Raw genomic sequence first — 13,766 nt, 5'->3', positions numbered from 1 at the left:
GTTGCGCCGCGTCGATCGAAGGGATTCTTGAGTGACATCTGGCAGACGGAAGGGCTTCATCACCTTCCCCGCGGCGGTCGCCGCGCTCGCGCTGGGGACCGCGGCCCTGTCCGCAGTTCCCGCGCAGGCCACCGACTCGCCCCAGCCGGCCGGAAAGCAGAGCGTTCAGCAGCGCTCGACGGCCTCGCAGGCCGAACTGCGCGAAACCGTCAAGGGTTCGGTCGCGGAGCTGCAGCAGGGCGAGTCCGGTGCACCCGCAGAAGCGGACAACGGCTCGGAGCCCACGCCGGAGGCTTCCGGGCGGACCATCGACCCGAAGATCATCGGTGGTACCCCCGCCACGCTCAGCGAGGCCCCGTGGATGGTGCAGCTGCACTACTACGACGACAAGGGCACCGCCGACGAGACCGATGACGAGGGCTACTTCTGCGGGGGCACGCTCGTCGCCCCCGCGAAGGTCCTCACCGCCGCGCACTGCGTGGACGGTCTGGACTGGCAGGCGAACGGAGCCGTCCTCGGCGGCACCGCGCAGCTTCCGGTCGGCGACGACCTCCACGGCGGTACGGCGGTCAGCGTCTGGCGTCAGTGGGTCAACCCGAACTACGACGACGCCGCCATCAAGGGCGACGTCGCCGTTCTGACGCTCGGCTCCGCGCTCCCGTACAAGACGCTGCAGCCGGCGGCGTCCGGTGACACGGCGCGCTACAAGACCGGCACGCCGGCGACCGTCTACGGCTGGGGGCGCACCAGCTCCACCAGCGACGACATCTCGCCGACCCTGCTCAAGGCCTCCGTGCCCGTGCAGGCGGACTCGGCGTGCTCCGGTTACTTCGGCGGCGACTTCGTTGCGGGGCAGATGGTCTGCGCCGGAACGCCGGCCAGCGGCCAGGACGCCGGTACGGTCTCGCCGTGCAACGGCGACTCGGGCGGGCCGCTCGTGGTCAACGGCCGGATCGCCGGTGTCGTCTCGTGGGGAACGACCGACTGCGTGGCAGCGGGTGCGTACGGCGTGTACGCCAAGACCGCCACGTTCGCCGGGCTGGTCAACCCCCGCATCGACGACGCCAACCTCAACTTCGACGACAAGGCGGACCTGTTCGCCCGCGCGTCGACGGGCGAGGGCTTCAACTACTACTCGCGGGGCACCTCGGTCGGCAGCCGCGAGTCGGTGGGCAACTGGGAAGGCATCAACCTGGTCCGCCAGGCCGATGTCAACCGTGACTTCTACCAGGACTACGTCTACCGCACCACGGCGGGCGAGCTCTGGTGGTGGGGTTACGACAGTGCCGCCGACGCCTACACCGAGCACAAGATCGGTACCGGCTGGACCAACCTGCGCAACATCACCTTCACCGGTGATGTGACGGGCGACGGTCTGGTGGACCTGACGGCCAACGACTCGGCCGGCAAGCTGTTCCTGTGGACGGGCCGGGGCAACGGCACGTTCGCACCCAAGGTGCAGATCGGTGTCGGCTGGAGCTCGTACCAGGTGTACGGCAAGGGCGACTACAGCGGGGACGGCAAGCCGGACCTGATCGCCCGCGACGGCCAGGCGGTGCTCTGGATGTACAAGGGCACCGGTTCCGCCTCCGCCCCGTTCTCCGGACGCGTCAAGGTGGGCAGCGGCTGGAACTTCACCGCGTACGCCACGACCGGTGACGTGACGGGTGACGGCCGCGCCGACTTCATCGTCCGTGACACCGCGGGCGAGCTCTGGGCGTACAAGAGCACGGGCTCGGCCACGGTTCCGTTCGCCACTGCGGCGAGGATCAAGCTCGGCACGGGCTGGAAGTCCTACAGCCTGCTCGGCTGATGGTTCATCGCAGGCCGGAACCGGCCCCGGACCTTCGTGGTCCGGGGCCGGTTCCTCTTTCCCCGGACACCGCCTCCCGGACCGTTTCCCCGGGACGGCCGACGGCCCGGTCGGTCATGAACTGTCCGTATATGTCTTGACTTTTGCCTGGTTCTCCCTTGCCGGGAGACCTTTCCCACAGCGGCGGACCCGGTGACCCGCCGGCACGCGTCCCGGCGCCGCGCGGAGAACACGCAGGTGAGGCCCTCGATTCGAGGGCGCGCCCGGAGCGGGGGAGGTCCCCGTGCCGCCGGGACCGCTCACCCGGGCCGCACGTCCGCCTGTGCAAGTCTTTTCCCTGCTTCGGGGTCCGACACGGTGTCGACACGGCCACAGCTGAGCCTCTTCGCGAGGCGGCAGGGCAGCAGGGAGCAGCCGACGACCGAGGGAGTCGCATGAGCGAGCAGAGCAGGAGCACCGGCCGAATACGTGGCACCGGCAGCCGCCGCAGGAAACCCTCGCGGGGCCGCCGGGTGAAGGCCGTGGCGCTGTGGACCGCCGCCGCGGTGGTCGTGGCCGGAGGATCCGGGCTCGGTTACGCGTACTTCAAGCTCAACGGCAACCTCAAGGGCGTCAACATCAACGCCGCCCTGGGCACGCAGCGCCCCGACGACGTGGACAACGGTTCGCAGGACATCCTGGTGCTGGGATCGGACTCCCGCTCCGGCGCGAACTCCGAGTACGGCGCCGACCAGGGCTCCGCGCGGGCGGACACCGCGATGATCGTCCACGTCAACGAGGGACACACCTCCGCGAGCGTGGTCTCGGTCCCGCGGGACACCCTCGTCGACCGTCCCGCCTGCACGAGCGACACGACCGGCAAGCAGGTCGGTGCGGAGCACGAGACGATGTTCAACTCCGCCTACCAGGTCGGCGGACCCGCCTGCGCGGTGAAGACCGTCGAGTCGATGTCGGGCATCCGCATGGACCACTACGTCGAGGTCGACTTCACCGGGTTCAAGAAGCTCGTCGACGAGCTCGGCGGCGTCAGGATCACCACCTCGCAGGCGATCGACGACCCCGACAGCCATCTCGCGCTGAAGCCCGGCCCGCACACCCTGAGCGGGGAGCAGTCGCTCGGCCTCGTCCGTACGCGCCACGACGTCGGCGACGGCAGCGACCTGGGCCGCATCCAGCTCCAGCAGGCCTTCGTGAAGGCGCTGATGGACCAGGCGAAGAGCGTCGGGGTGTTCTCGAACCCCAAGACGCTCTTCGGCCTCGCCGACACCGCGACGAAGGCCGTCACCACCGACTCGGAGCTGGCGTCGGTCAAGAAGCTCACCGGCTTCGCGAACGGCCTGAAGGGCCTCGGCTCCGAGAACGTCCGGATGGTCACGCTGCCCGTCGAGTACGACCCGGCCGACCCGAACCGTGTGCTGCCGCAGGAGAAGGCGGACCGGCAGGTGTGGGCTGCGCTCAAGAAGGACCTGCCGATCCCCGCGTCCGCCACCGCGAAGTCGGCCGGCGACAAGGGCGAAGCGGGAGACGTCGTACGGTAACGGCGTTTTCCGTCACCGGCCGGTCGCGGAGTGTTCCCGGAACGTGCGGGAATATGCGCGGCCGGTCCCCCGTTTTGGGAGATACGGCCGGTCCTGGCAGACTGGTACGTCGGCCCCGGTTCACGGACGCGCAATCCGCGCGTACGACCCGGCGCCCTCCCGAAACTAGGAGACACCTTGAAGCGCGACATTCACCCCCAGTACGTCGAGACCCAGGTCAGCTGCACCTGCGGTGCGTCGTTCACCACCCGGAGCACCATCGACAACGGTGCGATCCGCGCCGATGTCTGCTCCGAGTGCCACCCGTTCTACACGGGCAAGCAGAAGATCCTCGACACCGGTGGCCGTGTGGCCCGCTTCGAGGCCCGCTTCGGCAAGGCTGCCGGCTCCGCCGCCAAGTAGCGAGCCAATGCGCCGGTTCCCGGCGCCCTCTCACGGGGGCGCCGGGGCCGGCGTTTTTTCCGGCTGTGCGGTTCCGGGGCGTCCTCCGGGCGCACGGTCGGCAGCACGCCGTCCAGCAGGCCCGCAGACGTATGACGCACGGAACCAGGAGCCCGAAGATGTTCGAGGCGGTCGAGGAACTGATCGGCGAACACGCCGATCTCGAGAAGAAGCTCGCCGACCCGTCGGTCCACGCCGACCAGGCCAACGCGCGCAAGCTCAACAAGCGCTACGCGGAGCTGACCCCGATCGTCTCCACGTACAGGTCCTGGAAGCGGACCGGTGACGACATCGGCACCGCACGCGAGTTCGCCGCCGACGACCCCGACTTCGCCGCCGAGGTCAAGGTCCTGGAGAAGCAGCGCGAAGAGATCACCGAGAAGCTCCGGCTCCTCCTGGTCCCGCGCGACCCCAGTGACGACAAGGACGTGCTCCTGGAGATCAAGGCGGGCGCGGGCGGCGACGAGTCCGCCCTGTTCGCCGGCGACCTGCTGCGCATGTACCTGCGGTACGCGGAGCGCGTCGGCTGGAAGACCGAGATCATCGACTCCACCGAGTCCGAGCTCGGCGGCTACAAGGACGTCCAGGTCGCCGTGAAGACCAAGGGCGGCAACGGTGCCACCGAGCCCGGCCAGGGCGTCTGGGCCCGGATGAAGTACGAGGGCGGCGTGCACCGCGTGCAGCGCGTGCCCTCCACCGAGTCCCAGGGCCGTATCCACACCTCCGCCGCCGGTGTGCTCGTCACGCCCGAGGCGGAGGAGGTCGACGTGGAGATCCACGCCAACGACCTGCGCATCGACGTCTACCGCTCCTCGGGACCCGGCGGCCAGTCCGTCAACACCACCGACTCCGCGGTCCGCATCACCCACTTGCCGACCGGCGTCGTCGCCTCCTGCCAGAACGAGAAGAGCCAGCTCCAGAACAAGGAGCAGGCCATGCGCATCCTGAGGTCCCGGCTGCTGGCCGCCGCCCAGGAAGCGGCCGAGCAGGAAGCCTCCGACGTCCGCCGCAGCCAGGTCCGTACCGTCGACCGGTCCGAGAAGATCCGCACGTACAACTTCCCGGAAAACCGGATCTCGGACCACCGCGTCGGCTTCAAGGCGTACAACTTGGACCAGGTGCTCGACGGCGACCTCGACGCCGTCATCCAGGCATGCGTGGACGCCGACTCCGCCGCCAAGCTCGCCGCCGCATAAGCTGCGCCCCGCCCCGCACGTGAACCTGTACGGAGAACCGCGATGAACCTGCTGCTCGCCGAGGTGGCCCAGGCCACCCAGCGGCTGGCCGACGCCGGTGTCCCCTCGCCGCGTTTCGATGCCGAGGAACTCGCCGCATTCGTGCACGACGTCAAGCGGGGCGAGCTGCACCATGTGCCGGACGCCGACTTCGACGCCCGCTACTGGGAGACGATCGCCCGCCGCGAGGCCCGCGAACCGCTCCAGCACATCACCGGCCGCGCCTTCTTCCGCTACCTGGAGCTCCAGGTCGGCCCCGGCGTCTTCGTGCCCCGCCCGGAGACCGAGTCGGTCGTCGGCTGGGCGATAGACGCAGTCCGTGCGATGGACGTCGTCGAACCGCTGATCGTCGACCTCTGCACGGGATCGGGCGCCATCGCCCTCGCCATGGCGCAGGAGGTGCCGCGCTCGCGCGTGCACGGCGTGGAGCTGTCCGAGGACGCCCTGCGCTGGACGCGGAAGAACGCCGAGGGGTCCAGGGTCACCATCCACCGGGGAGACGCTCTGAGCGCCCTTCCCGAGCTCGACGGCCAGGTCGACCTCGTGATCTCCAACCCGCCGTACATCCCGCTCACCGAGTGGGAGTACGTGGCGCCCGAGGCCCGCGACCACGACCCCCAGATGGCGCTCTTCTCCGGCGAGGACGGCCTCGACACCATCCGGGGCATCGAGCGCACCGCGCACCGCCTGCTGCGGCCCGGCGGTCTCGTCGTCATCGAGCACGCCGACACCCAGGGCGGCCAGGTGCCGTGGATCTTCACCGAGGAGCGGGGCTGGGCCGACGCGGCCGACCACCCCGACCTGAACAACCGGCCCCGGTTCGCCACGGCACGCAAGGCCATGCCGTGACCACCGGGACACCGGAAGCGCACGACCCCTACCCGCCAGACCCGTACATGTCCGAGGAGGCCGGCTGATGGCACGGCGATACGACTGCAACGACGCGACCGACCGTACGACCGGCCTGCGTGAAGCCGCGTCCGCCGTCCGCCGCGGCGAACTGGTCGTGCTGCCCACGGACACCGTGTACGGGATCGGTGCGGACGCCTTCAGCTCCGAGGGCGTCGCCGACCTGCTCGACGCCAAGGGCCGTGGCCGCAACATGCCGACGCCCGTGCTGATCGGCTCCCCGAACACCCTGCACGGCCTGGTCACCGACTTCTCCGAGCAGGCGTGGGAGCTCGTCGACGCCTTCTGGCCCGGCGCCCTCACCCTCGTCGCCAAGCACCAGCCCTCGCTGCAGTGGGACCTCGGCGACACCCGGGGCACCGTCGCCATCCGGATGCCGCTGCACCCGGTCGCGATCGAGCTCCTCACGGAGGTCGGCCCGATGGCCGTCTCCAGCGCCAACCTCACCGGACACCCCTCGCCCGAGGACTGCGACGCGGCCCAGGAGATGCTCGGCGACTCCGTGTCCGTCTACCTCGACGGCGGTCCGACCCCCGGCATCGTCCCGTCCTCCATCGTCGACGTCACCGGCAAGGTCCCGGTGCTGCTGCGGGCCGGTGCGCTGTCCGTCGAGGACCTGCGGAAGGTAGTACCTGACCTCGAGGTGGCCAATTGACCGCCCCTGAGGGGCGTGGCATAGCGGGACGACACGACACTTTCCGCATCCTCCACGTCAGCACCGGCAACGTCTGCCGCTCGCCCATCACCGAGCGGCTGACCCGCCATGCCCTGGTGGACCGCCTCGGCGATCCGCTCAGCGGCGGCCTGATCGTGGAGAGTGCGGGCACCTGGGGGCACGAAGGCGCGCCCATGGAGGCCAACGCCGAGGTCGTTCTCGCCGACTTCGGCGCCGACGCCACCGGCTTCGTCGGCCGCGAACTGCTCGACGAGCACGTGATCCGCGCCGACCTGGTCCTCACCGCCACCCGCGACCACCGCGCCCAGGTGATCTCCATGGGCCACTCGGCGGGCCTGCGGACCTTCACGCTCAAGGAGTTCACCCGGCTCGTGCGGGCGATCGACCCCGCGACGCTGCCCGACGCCCGCGAGGAGGGCGTCGTCGAGCGCGCCCGCGCGCTGGTGCGCGCCGCGGCGGCGCTCCGCGGCTGGCTGCTGGCGCCCACCGCCGAGGCGGACGAGGTCTACGACCCGTACGGCGCCCCGATCACGTTCTTCCGCTCCATCGGCGACGAGATCAACCAGGCGCTCGATCCCGTGGTGACCGCGCTGACGGGCGTGCGCGACCCCCGCTGACACCGCCGGGCGCCGCGCGATCCGCGGGAGCCGGCCCCCGCGCCCACGGAAACCCGGACCCCCGCCGGAGGGCACCCCGGGCGCCGAGTGCGCCCGACCGGCGTACGGGGCCGCACGGCGGCAGGCAAGGGGCCCGGAGCGGGCCTACATTGGATCTGAAGCCAGCGCCCCCCTTCCCAGGCCCGGAGCCGTCAGATGCCGGTCACCACTCCAGCCGCACCCGCAGCCGTGCCCCCGTCCGACACCGCACTGCCGCAGGACTTCGGCGCGCTGGCCCGACAGGATCCGGAGATCGCCGGCATCCTGCTGGAGGAGGTCCGGCGCCAGTCGAGCACGCTGCAGCTCATCGCCGCCGAGAACTTCACCTCGCCCGCGGTCCTCGCCGCCCTCGGCTCCCCGCTCGCCAACAAGTACGCCGAGGGCTACCCGGGCGCCCGCCACCACGGCGGCTGCGAACAGGCCGACGAGGCCGAACGTGTCGCGGTCAGGCGGGCCATGTCGCTCTTCGGCGCCGAGCACGCCAACGTGCAGCCCCACTCCGGCTCCTCGGCGGTCCTGGCCGCCTACGCGGCGCTGCTGCGCCCCGGTGACGCGGTGCTGGCCATGGGACTCCCGTACGGCGGGCACCTCACCCACGGCGCCCCCGGCAACTTCTCCGGCCGCTGGTTCGACTTCACCGGCTACGGCGTCGACCCCGACAGCGGACTCATCGACTACGCGCAGGTCCGCGCCCTGGCCCGCGCCCGCCGCCCCAAGGCGATCGTCTGCGGCTCCATCTCGTACCCCCGCCACCCCGACTACGAGACGTTCCGGGAGATCGCCGACGAGGTCGGCGCGTATCTGATCGCCGACGCCGCCCACCCGATGGGCCTGATCGCCGGGGGAGCGGCGCCCAGCCCCGTCCCGTACGCGGACGTGGTGTGCGCCACGACGCACAAGGTGCTGCGCGGGCCCCGCGGCGGCATGATCCTGTGCGGCGCGGAACTGGCCGAGCGGATCGACCGCGCGGTGTTCCCCTTCACCCAGGGCGGCGCCCAGATGCACACCGTCGCGGCCAAGGCCGTCGCGTTCGGGGAGGCGGCGACCCCGGCCTTCGCGCTCTACGCCCACCAGGTGGTCGCCCATGCGCGGATGCTCGCCGCCGGGCTGGAGGCCGAGGGCTTCGAGATCACCACGGGCGGTACGGACACCCATATCGTCGTAGCCGACCCCGGCCCGCTGGGCGTCGACGGCCGCACGGCCCGGGAGCGGCTCGTCGCGGCGGGCATGGTGCTCGACACCTGCGCCCTGCCGTACGGGGACGCCCGCGGGATCCGGCTCGGCACCGCGGCCGTCACCACCCAGGGCATGGACGAATCCGACATGGCGCGGATCGCCGCCCTGTTCGGCGCGGCCGTACGGGACGGGGCCGACGCCGAACGCCTGCGGGCCGAGGTGCGCCGGCTCACAGAGCGGAATCCGCCGTACCCGGGGTAGGCGATGTCTGTGCAACCATCACCCGTACCTTGGAGTCCTTGCTCATGAGACTAGGGTGTGGGGCTGAGATGGCCGGCGAAATCTGTGGGGCAGCCCGTGCGTGATTACCTGCTGACGCTCTGTGTCACGGCCGCAGTTACCTATCTGCTGACCGGGCCGGTGCGGAAGTTCGCCATCGCGGTCGGGGCTATGCCCGCGATCCGTGCGCGCGACGTACACCGAGAACCGACACCGCGGCTCGGTGGCATCGCCATGTTCGGCGGACTGTGTGCGGGACTGATCGTCGCGGACCACCTGTTCAACCTGAACGGTGTCTTCGAGCTCTCCAACGAACCGCGTGCGCTGCTGTCCGGCGCCGCCCTGATCTGGCTGATCGGCGTCCTGGACGACAAGTTCGAGATCGACGCGCTGATCAAGCTCGGCGGACAGATGATCGCCGCGGCGGTCATGGTCATGCAGGGTCTGACGATCCTGTGGCTGCCCATCCCCGGCGTCGGCACGGTCGCCCTCACCCAGTGGCAGGGCACGCTGCTCACGGTCGCGCTGGTCGTGATCACCATCAACGCCGTCAACTTCGTCGACGGCCTGGACGGCCTCGCGGCCGGCATGGTCTGCATCGCGTCCGCGGCGTTCTTCCTGTACACCTACCGCCTCTGGTACGGGTACGGAATCGAGGCGGCGGCCCCCGCGACCCTCTTCGCCGCGATCCTGATGGGCATGTGCCTGGGCTTCCTGCCGCACAACATGCACCCTGCCCGGATCTTCATGGGCGACTCGGGGTCGATGCTGATCGGCCTGGTGCTGGCCGCGGGTGCGATCTCCGTCACCGGGCAGGTCGACCCGGACGCCATGAAGCTCTTCGAGGGCAGTGAGCGGCAGGCGACCCACGCGATGCTGCCCGTCTTCATCCCGCTGCTGCTGCCGCTGACGATCATCGCGATCCCGGCTGCCGACCTGGTGCTCGCGATCGTGCGGCGCACCTGGAACGGACAGTCGCCGTTCGCGGCCGACCGCGGGCACCTGCACCACCGGCTGCTGGAGATCGGGCACTCGCACAGCAGGTCCGTGCTGATCATGTACTTCTGGTCCGCGCTGATCGCGTTCGGCGCGGTCGGCTACTCCGTGCACTCGGCGTCCCTGTGGATCGTCCTGGTGATCGTGGGGCTCAGCGCCGTGGGTCTCGTGCTGCTGCTCATGCCGCGCTTCACCCCGCGCGCTCCCCGCTGGGCGGAGGCCTTCGTGCCGCCGCGCTACCGGCGCCGCGGCGCCGGCGAGGCGGAGGAGCAGGGCTCGCACACCGCTTCGGGGGAGGCCCCGAAGGATCAACAGGGGCCCGCAGGCTCGCAGATGGCCTCCGGTACCCCGGAACAGGTCCCTGTTGCCGTGGGCGTCTCCGGCGTCAACGGGGCGACCGCGATCGGCCCCCGTTCTCGGTTCGGCAATCGTGACCGCGCCGATTCACCGCGTTGACGATTCGGACGCCGAGGCTCATTACCAGGCAAAGTGCCGTGTTGTCCTGCACACACGCGCGGAGTAACTCTCATGTGTGACAGTTGGCACACTTTCCAGGTAAAGACCTCATCAAATAGTTTGTGATACCGTTCACTAAGCCCGGTGACGGAGCCGAAGGACCCTAGTGAGACGGTCCATTGGCCCGAGGCATCGACTCGGACCGGGCCTACGCTCGTCCATGACGACACCACTGCCCACCCCCTGCACAAGCGGAGTTGCCGCCATGCCGTCCAACGACGTCCGGACTCTCCTCCAGGCCGCCGTGCCCACCGCTGTCGCCGGCGCCGTTGCCGCCGCGATCAGCGCAGGCATCGCCGGTGGCAAGGGAGCCCTGGGCGCGGTCGTTGCGACGCTGGTGGTGATCCTCTTCATGGGGATCGGACTCGTGGTCCTGCAACGGACCGCGAAGTCCCTGCCGCACTTGTTCCAGGCGATGGGGCTGATGCTGTATACGGCTCAGCTCCTGCTGCTGTTCATTTTCGTCGCCGTGTTCAAGGACACCTCGCTGTTCAACCCGAAGGCCTTCGCGATCACGCTGGTTGCGACGACTCTCGTGTGGATCGGCGCACAGGCGCGTGCGCACATGAAGGCCAAGATCCTCTACGTCGAACCCGAGTCCAGCGAGGGTGACAAGCCCAAGAAGACGGGCCCGTCGACGTGAAGGGTAGGGGCGGAATAAGGGCGCTCCCCGGACCCTGCTATCGTCCGGTTTCAACTGCGGCACTGCGGGCGCGGGCATGTGAGCTGACGCCTGCTCGATCGCGAGGCTCAATGCCTGACTGCCGCTCACACATTCGTAACACCAGTCCAGTGCCGAACCGCGGCCGTGCGCCGCGCCGACACATCGAGGTTGCCGTACCTATGCGCCACGCTGAAGGAGCCCGCGGTGAGTGCTGACCCGACACAGGTGCTCGCCTTCGAGACCGATTGCCACATCTTCGACGGTTGTGGTTTCCCGGCACCCGGCTTGCACTCGTTCCTGTTCGAGCCGCTGTGGGGTGACCCGGACAGCAACTTGTACTTCAACAAGCCGATGCTGCTGGCGCTCCTCGGCTCGCTCATCATCGTCGGTTTCTTCTGGGCGGCGTTCCGGAAGCCCAAGATGGTCCCCGGCAAGCTGCAGTCGGTCGCGGAGATGGGCTACGACTTCATCCGTCGCGGCATCGTCTACGAGACCATCGGCAAGCGCGAGGGCGAGAAGTACGTCCCGCTGGTCGTGTCGCTGTTCTTCTTCGTCTGGATGATGAACCTCTGGTCGATCATTCCGGTCGCCCAGTTCCCCGTGACGTCGATCATCGCGTACCCGATCGTGCTGGCAGTGATCGTGTACGTGCTCTGGGTCAGCCTGACCTTCAAGCGGCACGGGTTCGTCGGCGGCTGGAAGAACATCACCGGCTACGACAAGTCGCTCGGCCCGGTGCTCCCGCTGGCGATGCTGATCGAGTTCTTCTCGAACCTGCTGGTCCGGCCGTTCACTCACGCGGTGCGACTCTTCGCGAACATGTTCGCCGGTCACACCCTCCTGCTGCTGTTCACGATCGCCAGCTGGTACCTGCTCAACGGCATCGGTATCGCCTACGCCGGCGTCTCGTTCGTGATGGTCATCGTGATGACCGCGTTCGAGCTCTTCATCCAGGCGCTTCAGGCGTACGTCTTCGTGCTCCTGACCTGCACCTTCATTCAGGGCGCGCTCGCCAAGCACCACTGAGCACCCGCACCCTGTCCCTCAGTCGTCCGGTGGCCAACCCCCACCGGTCCGTGAAAGAGAAGGAAGAACTGGCATGTCCCAGACCCTTGCTGCCGTCAGCGGCTCCCTCGGTTCCGTCGGTTACGGTCTCGCCGCCATCGGCCCCGGCGTCGGCGTCGGCATCATCTTCGGTAACGGCACCCAGGCTCTTGCCCGTCAGCCCGAAGCTGCCGGCCTCATCCGCGCCAACCAGATCCTCGGCTTCGCCTTCTGTGAGGCGCTCGCCCTCATCGGTCTGGTCATGCCGTTCGTCTACGGCACCTGATCCTCGGATCAGCAGACCGCCCACTAGACGAAAGGCACTGATATGAGCCAGCTGCTTACGGTCGCGGCTGAGGAGATGGAAAATCCCCTCATCCCGCCGATTCCAGAGCTCGTCATCGGCCTCATCGCCTTCGTCATCGTCTTCGGCTTCCTCGCCAAGAAGCTCCTCCCGAACATCAACAAGGTTCTGGAAGAGCGCCGCGAGGCCATCGAAGGCGGTATCGAGAAGGCCGATGCGGCCCAGACCGAGGCCCAGAGCGTTCTTGAGCAGTACAAGGCTCAGCTCGCCGAGGCCCGCCACGAAGCCGCCCGTCTGCGCCAGGAGGCGCAGGAGCAGGGTGCCGTCATCATCCAGGAGATGAGGACGGAAGGTCAGCGGCAGCGCGAAGAGATCATCGCCGCCGGCCACGCCCAGATCGAGGCCGACCGCAAGGCCGCGGCTTCCGCGCTGCGCCAGGACGTGGGCACGCTCGCCACCGCCCTGGCCGGCAAGCTCGTCGGCGAGTCCCTCGAGGACCACGCCCGGCAGAGCGGCACCGTCGACCGTTTCCTCGACGAGCTCGAGGCGAAGGCCGAGGCTGTCCGATGAACGGAGCGAGCCGCGAGGCACTGGCTGCCGCACGTGAGCGTCTCGACGCACTGACCGACAACACGTCGGTCGACGCGGCGAAGCTCGCCGAGGAGCTGGCAGCCGTCACCGCGCTGCTCCACCGCGAGGTATCGCTGCGCCGGGTCCTCACCGACCCGTCGCAGGGCGGCGAGGCGAAGGCCGAGCTGGCCGGACGGCTGCTGCGCGGTCAGGTGGGCGGCGAAGCCGTCGACCTGATCTCCGGCATGGTCCGCTCCCGCTGGTCGCAGTCGCGTGACCTGGTCGACTCGGTCGAGGAACTGGCGAACACCGCAGACCTCACCGCGGCCCAGCGCAGCGGCGCGCTCGACGACGTCGAGGACGAGCTGTTCCGGTTCGGCCGGATCGTCGGTTCCGACAAGGAACTGCGCTCCGCGCTGACCAGCCGGACGGCGTCCACCGCCGCCAAGGGCGAGCTGCTCCGCAGCCTGCTCGGCGGCAAGGCGCAGCCCGTCACCGAGCGGATCGTCACGCGGCTGGTGACCCAGCCCCGTGGACGTAGCCTGGAAGCGGGACTCGACTCCCTGTCCAAGCTCGCCGCGGAGCGCCGGGACCGCATGGTCGCCGTCGTCACCTCGGCGGTGCCGCTGTCCGATCGCCAGAAGCAGCGCCTCGGTGCCGCCCTGGCGAAGATCTACGGCCGGCAGATGCACCTGAACCTGGACGTGGACCCCGCGGTCCTCGGCGGGATCTCGGTGCGCGTCGGTGACGAGGTCATCAACGGCACGATCGCGGAGCGCCTCGAAGAGGCGACCCGCCGGATGGCCGGCTGACAGCGAGCAGCGCAACCGCACCAACTGAACGAGCAAGAACAGCGGCCCGGTTGGGCCGTGCAGAAATTGCAGAAGATTCCTGGGGGTCGCCCCCAGACCCCCTTAAGAAACTTCGGGCCCAACAAGGAGAGCAGGGA

At 69.4% G+C, this 13,766-nt stretch carries 14 protein-coding genes; all 14 read left to right on the top strand.

Going from position 1 to position 13,766, the window contains the following annotated elements:
• Positions 1-31 precede the first annotated feature (31 nt).
• The 14 genes from OG257_RS12565 to OG257_RS12500 all read left to right on the top strand — a co-directional run bounded on the left by OG257_RS12565 (position 32) and on the right by OG257_RS12500 (position 13,629).
• Positions 32-1,813, top strand: a complete 1,782-nt coding sequence (locus OG257_RS12565; protein WP_329207332.1) for a trypsin-like serine protease — start codon at positions 32-34, stop codon at positions 1,811-1,813.
• Between the two features lie 434 nt (positions 1,814-2,247).
• A complete protein-coding gene (locus tag OG257_RS12560; protein WP_329207331.1) occupies positions 2,248-3,351 on the top strand; it encodes an LCP family protein in 1,104 nt (367 codons plus the stop codon).
• A gap of 177 nt (positions 3,352-3,528) precedes the next feature.
• A complete protein-coding gene (gene rpmE / locus OG257_RS12555; RefSeq protein WP_328905900.1) occupies positions 3,529-3,753 on the top strand; it encodes a 50S ribosomal protein L31 in 225 nt (74 codons plus the stop codon).
• A gap of 158 nt (positions 3,754-3,911) precedes the next feature.
• Positions 3,912-4,988 (top strand): peptide chain release factor 1, encoded by a 1,077-nt coding sequence (gene prfA, locus OG257_RS12550; protein WP_205022357.1) that lies wholly within the window; start codon positions 3,912-3,914, stop codon positions 4,986-4,988.
• A 42-nt stretch (positions 4,989-5,030) separates the two neighbouring features.
• Positions 5,031-5,876, top strand: a complete 846-nt coding sequence (gene prmC / locus OG257_RS12545) for a peptide chain release factor N(5)-glutamine methyltransferase (RefSeq protein ID WP_329207327.1) — start codon at positions 5,031-5,033, stop codon at positions 5,874-5,876.
• A gap of 67 nt (positions 5,877-5,943) precedes the next feature.
• Positions 5,944-6,591, top strand: a complete 648-nt coding sequence (locus OG257_RS12540) for an L-threonylcarbamoyladenylate synthase (RefSeq protein WP_329207325.1) — start codon at positions 5,944-5,946, stop codon at positions 6,589-6,591.
• A complete protein-coding gene (locus tag OG257_RS12535; protein WP_329207324.1) occupies positions 6,588-7,229 on the top strand; it encodes an arsenate reductase/protein-tyrosine-phosphatase family protein in 642 nt (213 codons plus the stop codon). The genes OG257_RS12540 and OG257_RS12535 overlap by 4 nt, the downstream gene beginning before the upstream one ends.
• A gap of 195 nt (positions 7,230-7,424) precedes the next feature.
• Entirely contained in the window at positions 7,425-8,705 is a 1,281-nt protein-coding gene (glyA, locus tag OG257_RS12530) for a serine hydroxymethyltransferase (RefSeq protein ID WP_329207322.1), read from the top strand.
• An 84-nt stretch (positions 8,706-8,789) separates the two neighbouring features.
• The gene (locus tag OG257_RS12525) at positions 8,790-10,175 is read left to right on the top strand and encodes an MraY family glycosyltransferase (protein ID WP_329207320.1); all 1,386 of its coding nucleotides are present in this window, start codon (positions 8,790-8,792) and stop codon (positions 10,173-10,175) included.
• Positions 10,176-10,440: 265 nt separating this feature from the next.
• Positions 10,441-10,878, top strand: a complete 438-nt coding sequence (locus OG257_RS12520) for a hypothetical protein (protein WP_329207318.1) — start codon at positions 10,441-10,443, stop codon at positions 10,876-10,878.
• 225 nt (positions 10,879-11,103) lie between these two features.
• A complete protein-coding gene (gene atpB, locus OG257_RS12515; protein ID WP_329207316.1) occupies positions 11,104-11,925 on the top strand; it encodes a F0F1 ATP synthase subunit A in 822 nt (273 codons plus the stop codon).
• 73 nt (positions 11,926-11,998) lie between these two features.
• Entirely contained in the window at positions 11,999-12,229 is a 231-nt protein-coding gene (gene atpE / locus OG257_RS12510; RefSeq protein ID WP_073889576.1) for an ATP synthase F0 subunit C, read from the top strand.
• 42 nt (positions 12,230-12,271) lie between these two features.
• Entirely contained in the window at positions 12,272-12,817 is a 546-nt protein-coding gene (locus tag OG257_RS12505) for a F0F1 ATP synthase subunit B (RefSeq protein WP_329207314.1), read from the top strand.
• On the top strand, positions 12,814-13,629 hold the full coding sequence (locus OG257_RS12500; RefSeq protein ID WP_329207313.1) for a F0F1 ATP synthase subunit delta: 816 nt from the start codon (positions 12,814-12,816) through the stop codon (positions 13,627-13,629). The genes OG257_RS12505 and OG257_RS12500 overlap by 4 nt, the downstream gene beginning before the upstream one ends.
• Positions 13,630-13,766 lie beyond the last annotated feature (137 nt).

Origin of the sequence: Streptomyces sp. NBC_00683, assembly GCF_036226745.1 — a bacterium.
Taxonomy (GTDB): domain Bacteria; phylum Actinomycetota; class Actinomycetes; order Streptomycetales; family Streptomycetaceae; genus Streptomyces.
Note: the sequence above shows the minus strand (reverse complement) of the source record. Positions and strands in the feature narration are given on the sequence as shown.

What these genes read in the sequence shown, in the direction of transcription:
- OG257_RS12560 (WP_329207331.1), top strand. Translation starts at nt 2,248, where the DNA reads ATGAGCGAGCAGAGCAGGAGCACCGGCCGAATACGTGGCACCGGCAGC.
- prfA (WP_205022357.1), top strand. Translation starts at nt 3,912, where the DNA reads ATGTTCGAGGCGGTCGAGGAACTGATCGGCGAACACGCCGATCTCGAG.
- prmC (WP_329207327.1), top strand. Translation starts at nt 5,031, where the DNA reads ATGAACCTGCTGCTCGCCGAGGTGGCCCAGGCCACCCAGCGGCTGGCC.
- OG257_RS12540 (WP_329207325.1), top strand. Translation starts at nt 5,944, where the DNA reads ATGGCACGGCGATACGACTGCAACGACGCGACCGACCGTACGACCGGC.
- glyA (WP_329207322.1), top strand. Translation starts at nt 7,425, where the DNA reads ATGCCGGTCACCACTCCAGCCGCACCCGCAGCCGTGCCCCCGTCCGAC.
- OG257_RS12520 (WP_329207318.1), top strand. Translation starts at nt 10,441, where the DNA reads ATGCCGTCCAACGACGTCCGGACTCTCCTCCAGGCCGCCGTGCCCACC.
- atpE (WP_073889576.1), top strand. Translation starts at nt 11,999, where the DNA reads ATGTCCCAGACCCTTGCTGCCGTCAGCGGCTCCCTCGGTTCCGTCGGT.
- OG257_RS12505 (WP_329207314.1), top strand. Translation starts at nt 12,272, where the DNA reads ATGAGCCAGCTGCTTACGGTCGCGGCTGAGGAGATGGAAAATCCCCTC.
- OG257_RS12500 (WP_329207313.1), top strand. Translation starts at nt 12,814, where the DNA reads ATGAACGGAGCGAGCCGCGAGGCACTGGCTGCCGCACGTGAGCGTCTC.